This window comes from uncultured Subdoligranulum sp. (assembly GCF_937890665.1).
In genome coordinates, this window is sequence record NZ_CALADU010000175.1 from 1 (window position 1) to 19,018 (window position 19,018).

The 19,018-nt window shown below is 56.5% G+C and carries 16 protein-coding genes; 3 read left to right on the plus strand and 13 right to left on the minus strand.

The features are described from left to right. From Q0526_RS09900 to purB, 3 genes are all read left to right on the plus strand, one after another. On the plus strand, positions 1–568 hold a 568-nt coding region (locus tag Q0526_RS09900), incomplete at its 5' end, for a phosphoribosylglycinamide synthetase C domain-containing protein (protein ID WP_298733054.1). A 16-nt stretch (positions 569–584) separates the two neighbouring features. Continuing rightward, positions 585–4,271, plus strand: coding sequence for a phosphoribosylformylglycinamidine synthase (locus tag Q0526_RS09905; RefSeq protein ID WP_298733056.1), 3,687 nt, complete (start codon positions 585–587; stop codon positions 4,269–4,271). 15 nt (positions 4,272–4,286) lie between these two features. Further along, on the plus strand, positions 4,287–5,723 hold the full coding sequence (gene purB / locus Q0526_RS09910) for an adenylosuccinate lyase (protein WP_298733058.1): 1,437 nt from the start codon (positions 4,287–4,289) through the stop codon (positions 5,721–5,723). Positions 5,724–5,783: 60 nt separating this feature from the next. Here the strand turns inward: purB and Q0526_RS09915 are convergent, their stop codons facing one another. The 13 genes from Q0526_RS09915 to Q0526_RS09975 all read right to left on the minus strand — a co-directional run. Then, positions 5,784–6,989, minus strand: coding sequence for an FtsQ-type POTRA domain-containing protein (locus Q0526_RS09915; protein WP_298733060.1), 1,206 nt, complete (start codon positions 6,987–6,989; stop codon positions 5,784–5,786). Positions 6,990–7,032: 43 nt separating this feature from the next. After that, positions 7,033–8,148: an undecaprenyldiphospho-muramoylpentapeptide beta-N-acetylglucosaminyltransferase gene (murG, locus tag Q0526_RS09920; RefSeq protein ID WP_298733062.1), complete on the minus strand. Its 1,116-nt coding sequence runs from the start codon at positions 8,146–8,148 to the stop codon at positions 7,033–7,035. 38 nt (positions 8,149–8,186) lie between these two features. Beyond that, the gene (locus Q0526_RS09925; protein ID WP_298733064.1) at positions 8,187–9,479 is read right to left on the minus strand and encodes an FtsW/RodA/SpoVE family cell cycle protein; all 1,293 of its coding nucleotides are present in this window, start codon (positions 9,477–9,479) and stop codon (positions 8,187–8,189) included. 64 nt (positions 9,480–9,543) lie between these two features. After that, a complete protein-coding gene (gene mraY / locus Q0526_RS09930) occupies positions 9,544–10,557 on the minus strand; it encodes a phospho-N-acetylmuramoyl-pentapeptide-transferase (protein ID WP_298733066.1) in 1,014 nt (337 codons plus the stop codon). A gap of 55 nt (positions 10,558–10,612) precedes the next feature. Further along, positions 10,613–11,974 (minus strand): UDP-N-acetylmuramoyl-tripeptide--D-alanyl-D-alanine ligase, encoded by a 1,362-nt coding sequence (murF, locus tag Q0526_RS09935; RefSeq protein WP_298733068.1) that lies wholly within the window; start codon positions 11,972–11,974, stop codon positions 10,613–10,615. A 46-nt stretch (positions 11,975–12,020) separates the two neighbouring features. Then, a complete protein-coding gene (locus Q0526_RS09940; protein WP_298733071.1) occupies positions 12,021–14,564 on the minus strand; it encodes a penicillin-binding transpeptidase domain-containing protein in 2,544 nt (847 codons plus the stop codon). A 108-nt stretch (positions 14,565–14,672) separates the two neighbouring features. Next, positions 14,673–15,149, minus strand: a complete 477-nt coding sequence (ftsL, locus tag Q0526_RS09945) for a cell division protein FtsL (protein ID WP_298733073.1) — start codon at positions 15,147–15,149, stop codon at positions 14,673–14,675. Positions 15,150–15,162: 13 nt separating this feature from the next. Further along, on the minus strand, positions 15,163–16,086 hold the full coding sequence (gene rsmH, locus Q0526_RS09950) for a 16S rRNA (cytosine(1402)-N(4))-methyltransferase RsmH (RefSeq protein ID WP_298733076.1): 924 nt from the start codon (positions 16,084–16,086) through the stop codon (positions 15,163–15,165). 19 nt (positions 16,087–16,105) lie between these two features. Beyond that, positions 16,106–16,522, minus strand: a complete 417-nt coding sequence (gene mraZ, locus Q0526_RS09955) for a division/cell wall cluster transcriptional repressor MraZ (RefSeq protein ID WP_298733078.1) — start codon at positions 16,520–16,522, stop codon at positions 16,106–16,108. Positions 16,523–16,886: 364 nt separating this feature from the next. Further along, positions 16,887–17,363, minus strand: coding sequence for an ATPase (locus Q0526_RS09960; RefSeq protein ID WP_298733080.1), 477 nt, complete (start codon positions 17,361–17,363; stop codon positions 16,887–16,889). Continuing rightward, entirely contained in the window at positions 17,360–17,917 is a 558-nt protein-coding gene (gene rsmD, locus Q0526_RS09965; protein WP_298733082.1) for a 16S rRNA (guanine(966)-N(2))-methyltransferase RsmD, read from the minus strand. Before rsmD ends, Q0526_RS09960 begins: the two co-directional genes overlap by 4 nt. A 170-nt stretch (positions 17,918–18,087) precedes the next feature. Further along, positions 18,088–18,561: a MarR family winged helix-turn-helix transcriptional regulator gene (locus tag Q0526_RS09970; protein ID WP_298733085.1), complete on the minus strand. Its 474-nt coding sequence runs from the start codon at positions 18,559–18,561 to the stop codon at positions 18,088–18,090. Between the two features lie 146 nt (positions 18,562–18,707). Further along, the coding region (locus Q0526_RS09975; RefSeq protein WP_298733084.1) for a 3-hydroxyacyl-[acyl-carrier-protein] dehydratase FabZ at positions 18,708–19,018 on the minus strand (311 nt) is incomplete at its 5' end.

The window sequence follows — 19,018 nt, forward strand, 5'->3', positions numbered from 1 at the left end:
TGAGGTGGCGGACCGCTGCATGAAGGAGATTTTCCTGCCGACGGTCGCTGCTATGCAGGCAGAAGGCTGCCCCTTTAAAGGCTGCCTCTACTTTGGTTTGATGCTGACTCCCGATGGGCCCAAGGTCATCGAGTACAACTGCCGTTTCGGCGATCCCGAGACGCAGGTGGTGCTGCCTCTGTTGGAAAGTGACCTGCTGACCATTATGCAGGCCACCACCAACGGCACACTGGCCGAAACCGAGGTCAAATTCCGCGACGGTGCTGCCGCTTGCGTAATTCTGGCCAGTGGCGGGTATCCCCTTGCCTATGAGAAGGGCAAAGAGATCACCGGTCTGACCGAAGGCCAGCTCCCCTCTTGCGCCGATGTGACCGTCTACCATGCCGGCACCGCCCTGAAGGACGGCAAACTGGTGACCAACGGCGGCCGCGTGCTGGGCGTGACCGCTACGGCAGATACGCTGCCCGAGGCTCTGAAGAAAGCCTATGCCGCCAGCGAGAACATCCATTTTGAGAAACTGCACAAACGCAGCGACATCGGTGCCCGTGCACTGGCTGCCATGCAGTAATCAGGAGGCAATACAAATGGTATACCGCATTTATGTTGAGAAAAAGCCCGGCTTCGACGGCGAAGCACAGGGCCTGTTCCATGAACTGGTGGAGCTTTTGGGCATCACCCGTCTGAAAGGCCTGCGCCTGATCAACCGTTACGACGTGGAAGGCATCGACGAGGCGCTGTTCCAGAAGGCCATCCCCACCGTTTTCAGCGAGCCGCCGGTGGATGTGACCTACACCGAACTGCCCACCGCCGCCACCGTCTTTGCGGTGGAGTATCTGCCCGGCCAGTTTGACCAGCGGGCCGATTCCGCCAGCCAGTGCATCCAGCTGCTGAGTCAGGGTGAGCGCCCCGACGTGCGCAGCGCACGGATCTATCTGCTGGACGGCGACCTGACCGACGAAGATCTGGCTGCCATTAAGAAATATGTCATCAACCCGGTGGAAGCCCGGGAAGCTAGTCTGGAGCCCCGCACCACCCTGAAGATGGAGTTTTCCATCCCCACCGAGGTTGAGACGCTGAACGGCTTCACTTCTCTGGATGACGATGCGCTGGAGGCTTTCCGCAACGAGAAGGGTCTGGCTATGGACCACGCGGACATCGTGTTCTGTCAGGACTACTTCAAGAGCGAACACCGCGATCCCACCATCACCGAAATTCGCCTGATCGATACCTACTGGTCTGACCATTGCCGTCATACTACCTTTGGCACTATTTTGGATGACGTGCAGATCGACGACGAAGTAGTACAGGCCGCCTTTGACCGCTACATGGCACTGCGGGAAGAAACGGGCCGCGACAAGAAGAACCGCACCCTGATGGACTGCGCTACCATTGGCGCAAAGGCGCTGAAGCAGCGCGGCATCCTGAAGAATCTGGATGAGAGCGAGGAGATCAACGCCTGCACCGTCAAGATCCAATGCGATGTGGATGGCGAAATGCAGGATTGGCTGTTCCTCTTTAAGAACGAGACCCACAACCATCCCACCGAGATCGAGCCGTTCGGCGGCGCTGCCACCTGCATCGGCGGTGCGATTCGCGATCCCCTGTCCGGCCGTAGCTATGTCTATCAGGCCATGCGCGTGACCGGTGCCGGTGATCCCCTGAAGCCCGTTTCCGAAACGATGCCCGGCAAACTGCCGCAGCGCAAACTGGTCACCACGGCAGCCGCCGGCTATTCCAGCTACGGCAACCAAATCGGTCTGGCTACCGGTCAGGTCGCTGAACTCTACCACCCCGGCTATGTGGCCAAGCGGATGGAGATCGGCGCCGTGGTAGGTGCTACCCCGGCCAGCCATGTTCGCCGGGAAGAACCGGCCCCCGGTGACGTAGTCATTCTGCTGGGCGGCCGCACCGGCCGTGACGGCATCGGCGGTGCCACCGGTTCCTCCAAGGCTCACAAACTCACCAGTTTGGAAACCTGCGGTGCCGAGGTTCAGAAAGGCAACGCCCCCATCGAGCGCAAACTGCAGCGTCTCTTCCGCCGGGAGGATGCCTGCCGCCTGATCAAGCGCTGCAATGATTTTGGCGCCGGCGGTGTTTCGGTAGCTATTGGCGAGTTGGCGGACGGTCTTCGCATCGACTTGAACAAGGTCACCAAGAAGTATGAAGGTCTGGATGGCACCGAACTGGCCATCAGCGAGAGTCAGGAACGCATGGCTGTGGCCGTAGCCGCTGCTGACGCCGAGACCTTTATCGGCTATGCCCATGAGGAAAATCTGGAAGCTACCATCGTTGCTACCGTCACCGAAGAAAAGCGGATGCGTGAATTCTGGAACGGCAAGGCCATCGTGGACTTGTCCCGTGAGTTCCTGAATTCTAACGGTGCAGAGCGTCATGCCAATGTACACATTCTGCCGGGCCACGTCTGGCAGCCCCAGTGGGCCGGTTCCAACTTCGAGGAGAAGATGGAACATCTGGTCACCGATCTCAATGTTTGCAGCCAGAAAGGGCTGGGCGAACGGTTTGACTCCACCATCGGTGCAGCCACCGTACTGATGCCTTACGGCGGCAAATACCAGCTGACCCCCACCATGGCGATGGTTGCCAAGCTGCCCGTCGACGGTGAGACCACGACCTGTTCCGGTATGGCTTGGGGCTTCAACCCCTATCTGAGCGAAGCGGATCCCTACCGCGGTGCCTATCTGGCCGTCGTGGAGAGCGTGACCAAGTTGGTATGCGCCGGCTTCCACCATACCGATATGTACTTGACCTTCCAAGAATACTTCGAGCATATGAACGACGATCCCCCCCGCTGGGGCAAGCCGTTGTCTGCTTTGCTGGGTGCATTGGATGCGCAGATGGGTCTGGGCATTGCATCCATCGGCGGTAAGGATTCCATGTCCGGCAGCTTTGAGGGTCTGGACGTTCCTCCCACACTGGTCAGCTTTGCCACTGCGGTCGGCAACGTCAACGATGTGCAGAGCGCCGAGTTTAAGAAGGCCAATAGTTCCGTCGTCATGCTGCGTCCCCAATACAAGAACGGCCTGCCGGAGATCGGCAGCCTGCTGGCGATCTACAAGACCGTCGAGCAGATGATTGATGAGGGCAAAGTTCTGGCGGCTGCCACCCCCGGATACGGCGGTGTGGCCGAGGCCCTGTTCAAGATGTGCGTGGGCAACCATGTCGGCTTGCAGCTTAGCAACGATCTGAACCTCGATGATCTGTTCAAACCCGCCTACGGCGCTGTGATTCTGGAGCTGCTGGATCCGGCTGCCGGTGAGTTCCTCGGCTTTACCACCGTAGACTACACGCTGGAAGCGGAAGGCAAAAAGATCGATCTGGCACGTTTGCAGGATCTGTGGGAAGCCAAACTGGAGCCGGTATTCCCCTACCGCAAGAAGGGCGAGGCTGTGCAGGCATTGAACTGCGAATGCTCTATGACCGACCGCGTTGCACCGGCGGTACGGCTGGCCACGCCGCGGGTGGTAATTCCCGTATTCCCCGGCACGAACTGCGAATATGATACGGCCCGTGCGTTCCGCCGTGCCGGTGGTGACCCCCACATTCTGGTCCTGAAGAACTTGACCCCTGCCGATGTAGCCGAGAGCTGCGAAGCCTTGGTCAAGGAATTGGATGAAGCCCAGATTCTGATGCTGCCGGGTGGTTTCTCCGGCGGCGACGAACCCGATGGTTCCGCCAAGTTCATTGCCGCTTTCTTCCGCGCACCGGCTGTGGCCGACGCGGTCAATCGCCTGCTGAACCAGCGCGACGGTTTGGCACTTGGCATCTGCAACGGTTTCCAAGCGCTGATCAAGCTGGGTCTGGTTCCCTACGGTGAGATCCGTCCCATCACGTCGGAAGACCCCACGCTGACCTTCAACACCATCCATCGTCACCAGAGCATGCTGGTCCGCACCCGGGTAGCCAGCAACAAGAGCCCCTGGCTGAGCGAGTGCGATGTGAACGACGAGCACCTGATCGCTATCAGCCACGGCGAGGGCCGCTTTGTCTGCAACGATGCGCTGCTGCAAAAGCTCATCGAAAACGGACAGGTAGCCACCCAGTACGTTGACCTTGGCTGCCAGCCCACTATGGACCTGCGCTACAACCCCAACGGTTCGGTTTTGGCCATCGAAGGCATCACCAGCCCCGACGGTCGTGTGTTGGGTAAGATGGGTCACAGTGAACGCAGTGGCAACAAGCTGTACAAGAACGTTACCGGTGACAAGTACCAGCCGATCTTTGAGGGTGGCGTCAACTACTTTAAGCTGTAAGAAAGGGATCACGCAATGGCACAACATGACCGCTATATCTCGCCGTTCAGCACGCGCTATGCTTCGGACGAGATGCAGTATATTTTCTCTGACGACAACAAGTTCCGTACTTGGCGCAAACTGTGGATTGCTCTGGCCAAAGCCGAGCAGAAACAGGGACTGGCCATCACCGATGAGCAGATTGCCGAGTTGGAAGCCCACAAAGACGACATCAACTACGAGGATGCCATCGCCCGTGAAAAACTGGTCCGTCACGATGTGATGAGCCACGTCTATGCCTACGGCCTGCAGTGCCCCAAAGCGAAAGGTATCATCCATCTGGGTGCCACCAGCTGCTATGTGGGCGACAACACCGATGTAATCATCATGCGGGAAGCCCTACGGCTTGTGCGCAAAAAGATCATCGGCGTACTGGCCAATCTGGCCAAGTTTGCCAAAGAATACAAGGATATGCCCTGTCTGGCCTATACCCATTGCCAGCCTGCCCAGTTGACTACGGTCGGCAAGCGCGCTACCCTGTGGATGAACGAGCTGTACATGGATCTGGAAGAGATTGACCACCAGATCAGCCAGTTGGCATTGCGCGGTGTCAAAGGCACCACCGGTACGCAGGCCAGCTTTATGGAACTGTTCAACGGTGCCTCCGCCAAGGTCAAGGCCGTGGAAGCTGATGTCTGTGCCCAGATGGGTTTTGCCAAAGTCGTACCGGTATGCGGTCAGACTTACAGCCGCAAGGTAGACTATAATGTGTTGTCTGCCGTGGCTGGTTTGGGGCAGAGCGCCATGAAGATGGCCACCGACATTCGCCTGTTGGCCAACTTTAAGGAGATGGAGGAGCCTTTCGAAAAGAATCAGATCGGTTCTTCCGCCATGCCTTATAAGCGCAACCCCATGCGGTGTGAACGTATCTGCGCATTGAGCCGCTACCTGATGGTGGATGTGCTGAACCCGGCCATGACCGCCGGTACCCAGTGGTTTGAACGCACGCTGGACGATTCGGCCAACAAGCGCATCGCCATGGCCGAGGGCTTCCTCGCCGCCGATGCCATCTTGAACATCCTGTTGAATGTTTCCGATGGATTGGTGGTATATCCCAAGGTGGTTCGTGCCCGGGTAATGGCCGAACTGCCCTTTATGGCCAGTGAGAACATCATGATGAAGGCTGTCAAAAAGGGCGGCGACCGTCAGGAGCTGCACGAGCGTCTGCGTGAGCACGCTGTGGCCGCAGCGGCCGTCGTCAAGCAGGAGGGCAAGCCCAACGACATGATTGCCCGCGTAGAAGCCGATCCCGCTTTCGGCCTGAGCCGTGAAGAAATCGAGGCTGAGTTGAGCCCCGAAGCCTTTACCGGACGCGCACCGGAACAGGTGGAAGAATACCTCAACGAGGTAATCGCCCCCGTTCTGGCAGCCAATGCCGAAGACATCGGCCAGAAAGTGGAACTGAACGTCTAAGGCAGACGCTTTCTTCTAAATAGCAAAACGCCCGTGGAACGATGTGTTCCACGGGCGTTTTTATTCTTCTTGTACGGTGGTGTCGGTGGAGCTGTCCCCTTCTCCGTCGCCTTCTTCCGTGCCCTCCTCCGGCTCCGGTGTGGGCGTAGGTTCCGGTTCCTCCGGCGCGAAATAGCCTTGAATTTCGCCATCCGTTTGCTGGTAGCTCACATCCAGTGTACCTTTATCACTGGCAGAAAGCCCTTTATCCGGGTCCAAAATCGCCACAGCCGCCAGACGCACTTTATAATCCATCCGGTTGCTGTTGCCTACCAACACCTGAATGCGGTCCTGATAGGTGAATTGAATCTGGCTTAAATCCGTCACATCAATTTGGGTCGCACCATCTTGCAAACCTTCTGCTTCCAGATCTTCCAAAAGCTGCATCAGTACGTCGCTGGCTGTCTGCTGGGATGTTTCCGCAGTGGCAAGCTCGCCTTCCAGCAACGAGTTGTAGCTCTGCGGAGAGACAAATTGGCCCGCTATCGGATTAAAATCCGCCGGCAAGGAACAAGCCAACACCGTCAGGCCCTCGGGCTGCGCCCCGTCTACCCGCAAAATCTTGAGTGAATCGCTTAGTACCACCCAGCCGCCAACATATGCACAGGCAAACCGCTCCGTAGCCGGCTGCACTTGAATGACAACCGTGCCGGGGAGCTGTACCCCTACCGCCACGTTGTCGAGATACGGGAACTGTGATTGGAGCTGCACGGTCTTTTCCGTTGTAGAAAAGCCGAACAGGTTGGTCCCTGTTTCGATTCCCAATGCCGCAATAATGTCATCTTCGGTGTAGATACCGGTATCTGCAGGCGTCGTATGATCAAAGGTTTCTACGCGGAAAGCAGTCGCTTTGAAGAGCAGATTGACCGAAAGGATAGCACCCAAGGCCAGCGTCGCCAATACACCCAACACGCCGAGCGCTCTGCGGCGATTGCGGCGGCGCAGCAATTCCGCTTGCGTGACACGCCGCTGCCGCCGAGGTGCCCCCGGCGTATACCCTGCCTTTTGGGGATTGAGCTGTGGCTGTACGGGGCGCTGTCTAGCTTGGGAAGAAGGCTGCCTGCGAGGTCTGTTGTTCGGGTTTGGTGTAGGCGGCGGGGTCCGCTGCGGACGCGGCATCCCCTGTTTTTGCAGGCCCACGCGGCTGCTTAGGCTTCGTTTTGTCTGATTACGAGAAAAGGAGCCGCCCTTGGACTTTTGCTGACGGCTGCGCTGGTCGCGGTCCATGCGGGTGACTCCTTTCCTATGAGTATAAGGGTGCAAAGCATTTTTACTTTACAAGGTTCAACAGTTTTTCGGTAATGAGCGCAAGGCTGTTGGGGTTGCCCAACTTCTTGGCATTGGCGCCCATTTCCTGCAGCTTTCCCGGGGTGCCTAACAGTTTTTGTACGGTTGCCACCAATTTGTCGCCGGTCAGATTCTTTTCTTCGATGACCACTGCGGCACCGGCTTTTTGCAGCTCCAAGGCGTTATAATACTGGTGATTTTCCGCCACATTGGGGCTGGGAATCAAAATCGAGGCACGTCCCACAGCCTCCAATTCCGCCAAAGTCAGCGCACCGGAACGGGCAATCACCAGATCCGCTGCCGCCAGCAGCTGAGGCATGTTGTTGATATAGGGGGTGACAACCAAATTAGGCCCCGGCGCAAAGCCCTTTTCCTTCTCCAACTGTTCAAACAGCGCCACGCCCCGCTTGCCGGTGGCATGCAGATGGAGCAGATTCGCCCCCTGCTGCTTTTCCCATGCACAGAGATCTGCCACCACCTGATTGATCCGATCAGCTCCCAGACTGCCGCCAAAGCTAAGGATCACCGTGCGGTCCCCTGCTTCCAGCTTTTGCCGAGCAGCCGCCCGGTCGGCAGTCAGTACTTCCGGCCGTACCGGGTTTCCCACCACAAAGGTTTTTTCCGGGGCCCCCAGTTTCTCCACCGCATCGGCACTGGCCGCCAGCACCAAATCCACGTCCCGGGCCAACAACTTATTTGTTACCCCCGGGAACGCGTTTTGTTCATGGATGGCCGTCTTGATGCCACGTTTCGCAGCAGCCCGTACAATGGGACCACTGACATAACCACCGCATCCGATGACCAGATCCGGTTGAACTTCTTTCAAAATTTTTTGGGTGCGGGGACCAGAAAGCGCCAAATGCCATACCGCCACCACATTGCGCACAATGTTTTCCGGATTCAGATGCCGCTGAAATCCATTGATTTCGATGTGATGAAACGGATACCCCGCTTTGGTAACCAGCCCGTACTCCATACCTTCTCGGCGACCGGCAAAATGAATTTCCGCCGTCGGAACGGCCGCCTTTAGGGCACCGGCAATCGCCAGCGCCGGATTGATATGACCGGCGGTACCGCCGGCAGCAATCAACACACGCATTCCCTGCTCCCCTTTTCTATGACTATGTAGGTACGCTCTCAGGTGCTTCTGCGGCGGTATACAGGGCGGCTGGGGGTACGCCCCAGTTTGCGGTCAATCTCCGCCTGATGCTGCTTTTTCCGCGCTTCCATTCGTGCGTTACCGGCACGAGAAATACTGAGCAGCACACCCATCTCGCCCAACAGCAACAACAAACTCGTACCGCCCGATGAGAAGAACGGCAGGCTGATACCGGTGTTGGGCAGCAATGCCGTAGCCACACCAATATGGCAAAAAACCTGCCAAGCCACCTGTGCAGTAATTCCGATGCCCAACAAGGTGCCAAAGAAATCCGGTGCGTTCAATGCGATAAAAATGCCCTGCACGATCAGTGCCGCAAACAGCAAGATCAGTGCCAATGCGCCGACAAACCCCAGCTCCTCGCATACAACTGAGAAGATAAAGTCGTTTTCTGCATAGGGCAGCCACTGGTGCTTCTGGACGCTGTTTCCAATTCCCACACCAAACAATCCGCCTGTACAGATAGCATACACACTTTGCCGGGTCTGCCACAGCATATTGGCCGTATCGGTGGGGGTCAGGCCCCACACGCCGCCCAGACGTTCCGCGGCGTAACCACCGCTGGAAGACAGATAGTTATAAAACGCCAAACCGCCGCCTGCCGCTACAACGCCTGCCACGAACAGCCACCAGCCGCCGCCACCGGCACACAACACCATGGTGGCAAAGATAGCACACATCAAAAGCATGGCAGAGTTATGCGGTTCCAGACGAAGCAAAATCAGCACCGGAATCAGCGGCAAGGCCGGCAGGATAATGCCATACAGAGGATTGCGAATCTGCTCCTTGCGTTTATCCAGTGCATCCGCTGTACCCAAAATAATGGCAAATTTGGCCATTTCGGAGGGCTGCAAAGACAAGCCGCCCGGGAAATAGACCCACCGATAACAACCGTTGCTGTCGCTGGGCATGAAAAGCGCCACCACCAACAATACCAAGGTGATCACATAGAAGGTTTCGTTTAAGTAGCGCAGTGCCCGGTAATTGATCCGCGACATAAACAACATGGCGATAAAGCCTGCCACCGCCACAATAAACTGCGGCTTAATAAAATGATAGATATCACCGTATTTGGTATACCCACTGGAGTAGCTGGCAGAAAACAACATAATCAATCCGTAGGCCAAAGTAACCGCCAGCGTGCCCACAAAGCCCCACGAAACGGCGCCGCGTTCCGCTTTGGGCAGACGAATAACACGCAACATGCGAAAAATGTTGCCTACCGAGTGATCCAAAATTAGGGCCAACAGGCTAAGAGATGTACTTTGCAAGGCGATGGCCCTCCTTTCGGGGCGCAAGGAACCGTGCTGCGTCCCACAGCGCCGCAGTTAACGATTAGACAAGGCAGATATACAAGATGCCCAATGCCACGCCCACTGCAGCAATCAAGGCAAAGAAACCGTCGATCTTTACCTCACGCCAGCCACGCATCTCAAAGGCATGGTGGATGGGCGTCATTTTGAAGATCCGCTTACCGTGGGTGAGCTTGAAATAGACGCGCTGAATCACCACGGTGATGGCGTCCCAGATGTAGACGATGCCAAAAAACAGCACCAGTTCCGGACGGTCCATCACAAAAGCCAGCGCTGTGACCAAGCCGCCGAAAAACATACTGCCGGTGTCCCCCATGAACACCTTGGCGGGGTAAAAGTTCCAAACCAGAAAACCGGCACAGGCCCCCGCCGTCGCCGCAGCAATCAGCGAAACGTGCACAAAGCCCAGCAAACTGCCGGCCAGTAAGTAACCTAGCATCGAAACAAAGGTTACCCCCGTGCAAAGACCGTCCAGACCGTCGGTCAGGTTTACGGCATTCACCAGAAAAATGATGCCAAAGAAAGCGATCGGATAGAACAGGATGCCGAAATCCACCGCACCTGCCACCGGCAGCATCACCTGTGTGGAGAGCAGCCCCAAAGAATGGAGACCAACCATGAATCCCACGGTGACAGCTACCTGAAGCACAATCTTTTGCCCTGCTGTCAGACCCAAATTCCGGTGTTTGATAACCTTAATGAAGTCATCCAAAAAGCCAATTAAGCCGGAGCCGAAAGCCAAAAACAGCACCATCATACCAGCAGCCAACTGCTGGGGTCCCAGTACCTCAGGCGCCTGTGCATGAAAGATGCCCCACACCAGTCCCAGTGTGAGCAAAATTCCAAAAATAAAGCCCAGACCGCCCATGGTGGGGGTACCGTTTTTCTTGTTATGCCAAGTGGGCCCTTCCTCGCGGATGGTCTGCCCAAAATGCAGACGATGCAAGGCGGGAATCAGCAGCCAACAGGTCACAGCTGTGATGGCAAAACCACCTACCGCCGCGGCGGCCAGCATATAGGAGACAGTTTGCTCCATGCAGTCATTCCTCCAAAAAACTCATCTTTTCTTGACGTGGCTGCATGGGAAGCCGTCACGCCTGTGGCAATCCAGCGTAGTAGTCCTGCAACAGGTCTTCCAGTTTCATCGCGTGGCTGGCTTTTGCCAACAGCGCGTCACCGGGCTGTACAAATTGCTGTAAACATTGTAGCACCTCTTGGGCATTTTGGCAATGCACAGTTGTCACACCCTGTTCCTGTGCGGCCTGCGCCATGGCAGCACTACGCGGACCATAGGCAATGAGCACATCAATCCCCGCCTGCGCAACCCACACGCCGGTCTGACGATGTCCTTCCTCACTGGCCTCCCCCAGTTCCAGCATATCCCCCAGCAGGGCAATTTTCCGGGGGTTGGGCAATTCCTTTAAAACAGAGATGGCAGCTTTCATACTATCCGGGCTGGCGTTGTAGCAGTCCTCAATGACGGTCACGCCGCCTTTTTCCACGATGTTTTGCCGCATGCCGGTAGTTTGATAACGGGAAAGCGCCTGTGCGCAGGCTGCCGGATCCAGCCCCAGCCGCGTTGCTGCCGTATACGCCGCCAAGGCATCGTAAACGGTATGCAGCCCCACAGTCGGGATCTGTGCCTGAAAAGACCCATGTGTGCGATCCACGATGGTGAAGGTGGTCCCCTGTGCCTCAGTCTGCACGTTTTGGGCGCGGACGTCGGCCTCCTTCTCTATTCCGAACCAGACAGGACGCAGCCGTGTCGGGATCTGCGCCGTGGGCAGCAGATCGTTGTCGGCATTGAGCACCAGCGGGGCCCCGTCGGGCAGGCCTGCACAGATTTCCATCTTTGCTTTCAGTATATTCTCTCGGGTGCCAAGATTTTCCAGATGAGAAACACCAATCATCGTGATGATGCCGGCAGACGGCCGTGCGCAGCGGGTCAGCCGCTCAATTTCTCCGGCATGATCCATTCCCATCTCCACCACAGCGTACTCCGTGGTGTTCTCCAGCCGGAACAGCGTGTTGGGCACACCAATGTCATTGTTCTGGTTGCCTTCCGTCTTCATGGTATTGCCAAACGCCGACAGCACCGCGTAGCAAAATTCCTTGGTTGTCGTCTTTCCTACACTGCCGGTCACCCCCACGATCTGCGGGCTGAACAGCATCCGATAGTTGGACGCCATACGGATCATTGCCCGGGCACTATCCGGCACCACAACCGTGCGGTCAGCAGGGACACCTTCCACCGGATGGTTGGCAATGATATAGGCCGCACCATTCCGGTATGCGCCAGCGGCGAAATCGTGTCCGTCCACCCGTTCGCCGGGGAAACAGACAAAAACACAGTTTGGTACTACTTTACGACTATCCGTCACAACAGCCTGAATAGAAACCGGTTCGGCCAGCGCCAGACCGGCGAGCAATTCATTGGCGGGAATTGGTTGCATAGAAAAAGCCTCCTTTTGGGCTATTGAATCTCGTAAACGTTGCGGCTTATTCCCCTTCCGACGCCGCATCCTGCGATTCGGACGACTCGGACGCAGGCTCCTCGGTGGTGGACGCGGCGGAAGAATCGGTGCTTTCCGCGCTGTCGGAGCTATCCATCGTCAGTGTGATGATGGTTCCGTACCCCGTACTGGCGTTTGCCTCCACACTTTGCGCCACTACTTTGCCGCCGCTGTCCCCGTCAAACTGTACGTTGAGGTTGGCAGCCCGCAGCATCTGCTCGGCAAAGCTGCCGCTCTTGCCTACCACATCGGGCACCGTAGTCATGGCGTCCCGGTCACTTTGGGTATACAGATAGACCGTAGAACCGGCCGGCACCTTGCTGCCGCCCACCGGGTACTGGTAGATAATGGTTCCGCTTTCCCCAATGAGTTTGTGCTTCAGACCCAACTGGTTGAGGGCCACCTGTGCGCTGGTCCAAGTATAGTCCAGACAGGTCTGCACCGTGACGGTGCCTGTGGGGTTGTAGCTGGGATCCTGCTCGATGCCGAGGTAGGGTGCCACTTCGCTGATGATGTTGCCCACCACAGGAGCCACCACGTCGCTGGCGTAGTCCCGGACCCAACGAGGGTCGTCCAACACAACGAACACTTCGATTTCCGGGGCATCCACTGGCAAAACAGCGGCAAAACTCATCGTCTTATAATAGTCACCGTCAAAGCGATAATCACGGTCGGTCCGTTCGGCCGTACCGGACTTGCCGCCGATCCGATACCCCGCCACGTAGGCGTTCTTGTTGGAGTGATAGTCCCCGGGGCTTTCGCTGTTGGGGTCCACACTGGTTTCCATCATCGATAGAATCTGTTCGCTGACTTCCTCCGAGATCACCTGACGACGAATGTTGGTTTCGGTCTTTTGGATCACGTTACCATCACTGTCGGTGATAGAGTCTACCACATAGGGGGTCACCAGATATCCGCCGTTGGCAATCGCCGCCACCGCCGTAGCCATCTGCATGGGAGTAATCGCTTCGTTCTGGCCGAAGGCCGCCGTATACAGGTTGGTATCTACCTGTGCCATCTCCTCGGCATCGTACACGCTGGTCCAACGGGTCTCGTTGGGCAGGTCAATGCCGGTGGTCTGGGTGAACCCAAAAGCCTGAATATAGTCATAAAAGACCGTGGGCTGTAAGGTCTGGGCAGCTTGAATAAACCAAATATTGCAGCTGTGATTCAATGCGCCGGCCATGTCCAGCAAACCGTGGGCGGTATCGTTGGCACAGTGGTAGGTGTGCAGCCACTGTTCGGAGTCTTCATTGACGGTAAACTCACCGCTGCAGTAGAAGGTCTGTTCGGCGGTCATAATGCCGGAATCCAAACCGGCCGACGCCGTGATCAGCTTGAATACCGAGCCGGGCATGTACAGCTCGGTAATGTTCTTATTCTTCCACTGTGCTTCCCGCATCATACCCTGCAGCTGGGTATATTCGCTGCTGACGGTATTGCCATCTTCGTCGGTGGTCGTTTCTCGGCTGATCTTGCCATCCGCGATAATGTCGGCCACCTCATCCTCGCCCAAACGGCTTTGGAGCCAGTCGACATCGTCTTCGTTCAGTTCTTCTTTGTCCAAGATCGCCTGCATCTTCTCATCATAAATCGTGTAGGGATCGTTGGGATCAAACTGTTCCAGTGTCGCCATGGCCAGTATGGCACCGGTCTTGACATTCATCACGATCGCGCTGCCGCGGCCATGCACACTGAAGGTATCCATGGCTTCAGTCAGATATTCTTCCACAATGGCCTGCACGTTTTCATCAATGGTCAAATTGATGTTGCTGCCATCGATGGCCGGATAGACATCCGCCTCGGCGTTGGCCAGCACTTCCCCGTTGACGTTGGTCTCGGCAATGCTGCGCCCCGGCGTACCGGACAGTACGTCATCATAGGATTTTTCCAACCCGTAAGCACCGGATCCATCTGCATTGCAGAAACCCAGCACCGATGATAGAAATGCCCCATAGGGATAGCTGCGGGTGGAGGTTTGCTCGGTAGTAAGAACGACAATCCGATACCCCTGCTCCTCACCCGCGGGCGGGTCCGTACGGTAGTTCATCGAGTATTCGATGATGGCATCCGCCACCGGCTTTTCTACCCCTTTAGCCACCACGCGGTACTCGTAGGGTTCCCCGTTGGCATTGGTAGCCGTCAAGATGCTGAAGATACTGTCCGCTGTGGTTCCATCGTTCAGCAAGGCAGCAATCTGCTCTGCCGCCTGCTGCAACTGTGCCGTGGTGGCACCGTTGTTCTGGGACTGTTTGGGGTTGGCGATGATGTTCCACACCGTATTGCTTTTTGCCAGCAATTTGCCGTTGGCGCTATAAATGGAGCCGCGGGTAGCAGGCAGTTCTGTGTCCTGCATCTGCTGGGTAACGGCCTCGGTACGGTACAGTTCCGCATCCCGCAGCTGCAGTGCGTACAACTGGTAAATCAGGATGCCGAAAAAGAAAATCAAAAAGACAGCAATAGCAATCAGCGTGCGGCGCAGGACGCGGGCACGAAAATGCGGGTCGGGCTGATGAACTGGATTGGACATGGACGGTTCCCTTTAGATAAAAGTTTTCCCTGATTGCGGCGGCGAGCCTTTCTACGCGCGGCAGCAGTGCCGTTGGTAAAAAGGCTCGTACCTACATAGATTCTTTTGTTACGGATTCAGGCTGCCCAGCAGATTCAGCGCTGCGGTGCGCACATCCGACACCAACAGCTGGGCGCTGCTGGTAGTCTTTTCGATGACGCTCTCATCTTCCAGCTGTACGTAGGTAATCTGGCTGGGATCTACCGGCACAAGGCCTAGTTGCCCTTCCGCCACCTGCTGCAAGCTGGTGCGGCTGGTGATGTTGCTCATCTGGGTAGCCAGATAGTCATATTCGCTCTGTGCCGCCGTCAGCTGGGTCTTGGCCTCGTTGATTTGGCCATTGAGTTCGGTGATCTTAGCCTGACTGTACACCACGCTGACCACCAAGCCCAACAGCAACGCCACTGCCAAAACGTTGACCATCGCAGCCGCAAGATGCCGTGCCCGGTTCAAACCGTGACGTCCGCCCCGCACCACCTTGACCTTGGGCTGGGGGCGCTCCACTTTGGGGGCGGTTTGACCGGTATGCAATAAAACAGTTGTCATGAAAGATGCCTCGTTATACTTTCTCCAACACTCTCAGTTTAGCCGAACGGGATCTGCGGTTTTGCTGCAATTCCTCGGCGTCTGCCTCGATGGGTTTTCGGGTAATAAGTTTTGCTTTGGGCACGCCGCCGCAGGTGCAGATGGGCTGTTCTGGCGGGCAGGTACAGCGCTGGGCCCAACGGCGGAATTTGTTTTTCACCAGCCGGTCTTCCAAACTGTGGAAGGTGATGACACACAGCCGGCCACCGGGGGCCAGACAGTTGAAAATTCCTTCCAGTCCTTCGTTCAGCACATCCAGTTCCGAGTTCACGGCGATGCGAATGGCTTGGAAGGTACGGCGGGCAGGGTTCTTAGCCTTACGGCGCTCGGCAGGCGGCACCGCCGAAGCCACAAGCTCTGCCAACTGCAAGGTGGTGGTGATGGGCTGTACCGCCCGTGCCGCCACGATCTTCCCCGCGATCTGCCAAGCATAGGGTTCCTCACCGTAATCCCGCAGGATACGGGTCAATTCTTCACGGTCCAAGGTATTGACAAGGTCCGCGGCGGTGGGGCCCTGCTGGCTCATGCGCATATCCAGCGGTGCATCGGCATGGTAGGAGAAACCGCGCGCCGCATCGTCCAGCTGATGGCTGGACACGCCAAGATCCAGCAAGGCCCCATTGACCGCCGGGATGGAAAGCTCCGCGAGCACACGCGCCGCGTCGCGGAAATTCGCCTGTACCACCTGAGCGGGCAGGCCCTTGAGCCTTTCGGTGGCGGCTGCCACCGCATCCGGGTCCTGATCCAACGCAATCAGACGCCCTGTGGTCAGACGTTTAGCTATTTGCATACTGTGCCCTGCCCCGCCGGCGGTCCCATCCAGATAAATCCCTGTGGGATCAATGGCCAGCCCATCCAGACAGGGCTGCAGCAGCACGGGTATGTGAGAAAATTCCATCTTGTCAACTACCTATCGTTTAAAAGTCCAATTCTTCCATCGCAGCGGTGAAGTCCTCATCGCTGGTGGCCTGATCACCGTTCCAAGCCGCGGTGTTCCAGATTTCTGCAAAGCTGCGGTTACCGATAATGGTCACATCATGGTCCAGACCAGCGTACTCCCGCAGCTTGGCCGGCAGTTGAATGCGGCCTTGCTTGTCCGGAGTGACCTCCACTGCCGAGGCGTAGAGCATCCGGCTGACCTTGCGGCCCTTTACCAGCCCCTTTTCCTCGATCTTTGCGGCGACCTTTTCAAATTCTTCTGCCGGAAAAGCGGCCAAGCAGTGGTCAAGCCACCGGGTCACGATGAAGGTTTCCCCCATCGCATCCCGAAAACGGGCAGGGAAATTCAGCCGGCCCTTGGCATCGATGGCGTAGTCATACTGACCCACGAGCATGCTGATTCCCTCCTCCCATTGAAATTCGACGCTTTGCACAAACTTTCCGCAAACTTTTTTACGTTGTTCCGTGGTGGCGGTGGAAAACTCTGTGGAAAGCGTGGAAAACTACCCACTTTCAACCACCATATGGGTTAAATTAACCACTTTTCCCCACCACGGTATAATAAGTCTACCATTTGAGCCGCCAAAAAGCAAGAGCGAGGGAGCAAAAACTTCGCTGGGAGCAGAATTTTCACAGTTGTGCAACCCGTGGTGGGGCATTGTGGGGAATGCAGCGTGCCTTCCCCGCCAAAGCAAACAAAAACAGGCATCTGCCCTCCCTGTTGTGGGAGTGGCGAATGCCTGTTCTCTTGCCAAATATTTACTTTTTCTGTCCGCGCATCGAGCGGCTGGCGGCACTGCGCAGGTTCATGCGGGTATTCTTGATATCCGCTACGCTGCGTGCCAGAACCTCTTCAGAGTTCTTTAAGATCCCTTCGCAGTAGACGGTGGCGTTGCGACTCAATTCTTTAGCCTGCGTCTGCGCTGCCGTCAGAATTTCTACTGCACGCTGTTGGCTGCGCTTGACGATTTCCTGCTCACTGACCAGCGCCCGAGCTCGTTCCTCCGCCTGTTGGATGATGTTCTCCGACTCTACCCGAGCGTTCTTCAGAATCTGTTCCCGATCATTGACGATTTTTTTGCTTTCCCGAACTTCGTCCGGCAGGTTATTGCGCACTTCATCGATGATATCCCGCATACGGTCCACATCCACCACGCGCTTGGCCGCCGCAAAGGGCACAGCCGTCCCCGCCTCCAGCGTTTCTTCCATCAAATCCAGCAATTCCTCTACGTTCATGCCTGTTCCTCTCTCTCGTATCGGCTGACCATAATCTTGCCGTAAAAATATTGTTTCGTGCAGATCAACGCGCCTACCTGTTCCGGCAGGACCGCTTCCCGCTCACTCTCCGCCAAAATGACCCCGCCGGGCGCCAGCTTTTCCTGCAAAGCGGGCAGCACCTGACCGATCAAATCATGGTGAAACGGCGGATCCAGCAGCACCAAGTCAAAGGGGCCGCGGATGTTGGCCAAAAACGCCAGCGCTTCGCCGTGCCGGATGTTGCTTTGGAGGTCCACCCCTGCCGCTTTGCAGTTGGCTTTTATCACCGCCAACGCCTCGGTGGATTGGTCCAAAAAGAGACAGCTCTTGGCTCCACGGGACAGCGCTTCGATGCCCAGCTGACCGCTTCCAGCAAACAAATCCAGCACTCGGGCACCGGGGACTAGAAACTGAACGCTGGAGAACATGGCCTCCTTGACCCGGTTGATGGTAGGCCGGGTCACGTCCTCTCCCGGCAGGGCCTGCAGGTTTTTGCCCCGTGCGGTTCCGGCTATGACGCGCATGGCTTGCACCTCACTTTTCTATGGTATCGTTTTTATTATGGGGCCTGTCCTGCCGGTTGTCAAGGGTACAGGGTGTAAAAAATCTATGGCTGCAAAGCCGTCAAAAAAGACGGACCGGCAGCTTACGCCGCCGGTCCGTCCGACTTACAAAAGGATGTGTTTGACTGATTTTTCCACCGTCAAGGCAACGGTTCAGCCGCAGCAGGACCTGCCGAGGGAAGTTGAATTTCCGGCATCAACTCACTGGAAACAATGCTTAGCATCTCTTCCAGCTTCTGGAGTTCGTCCGGAGAGAACCGTTGTTTGGCACGGTCCACCACCTTTTGCAGGTAGGCATAGCTGATGCTGTAATAGTCCACATATTTACGGGTGGGATAAAGGTGATACTCTCGTTTGTCAGTGGTGGACTGGACTTTTTTCACGTATCCCTTCTTGACCAAATTGTTGATCTTATAGGCTGCGTTGGGCGTAGACAGGTTCATCATGTTGGAAAATTCCGCGATAGTGGGATGCCCCAACGCCATGATGACCTCCATACAGAAGGATTCCACTGTTGTCAGCGTCGCTTCCCGATTTTCAAACTTGCTGAACACCTGTTGATAAAAATGCAGCTTAAACTTGGTATACACTTGCTGAAACGCCTGATCCAACATGGCAAAAACCTCCTGCAGGTCCTGCTTGCGGGCTGCCGTGTAAGGCTGTACCTGGCGGCGCAGCCGCACCCGCAAACTTTTTGCATTACTGCGAATTAGTATACCATATCTCGGCGTATTTGACCAGTCCTGTTTATTGGCCGTAGTCACTGGGCAGACTCCCGATCTACAATGGCAAAGGTCAATTCCGCATTGACCGCACGCACACCATCCACCCAGGCAGTGGCTTTACCTATGCCCACCGGGCCATGACGTTCCACCAGTTCGCATTCCAACGTCAACACATCGCCCGGAACCACCTGACGGCGGAAACGGGCATTTTTTACACCGCCAAACAGTGCCAGCTTGCCCTTGGCACCTTCCTCGCTGAGGGCAGCCACAGCGCCGCATTGGGCCAACGCTTCCAGAATCAGAACGCCCGGCATGACCGGCTGCCCGGGGAAATGTCCCTGAAAAA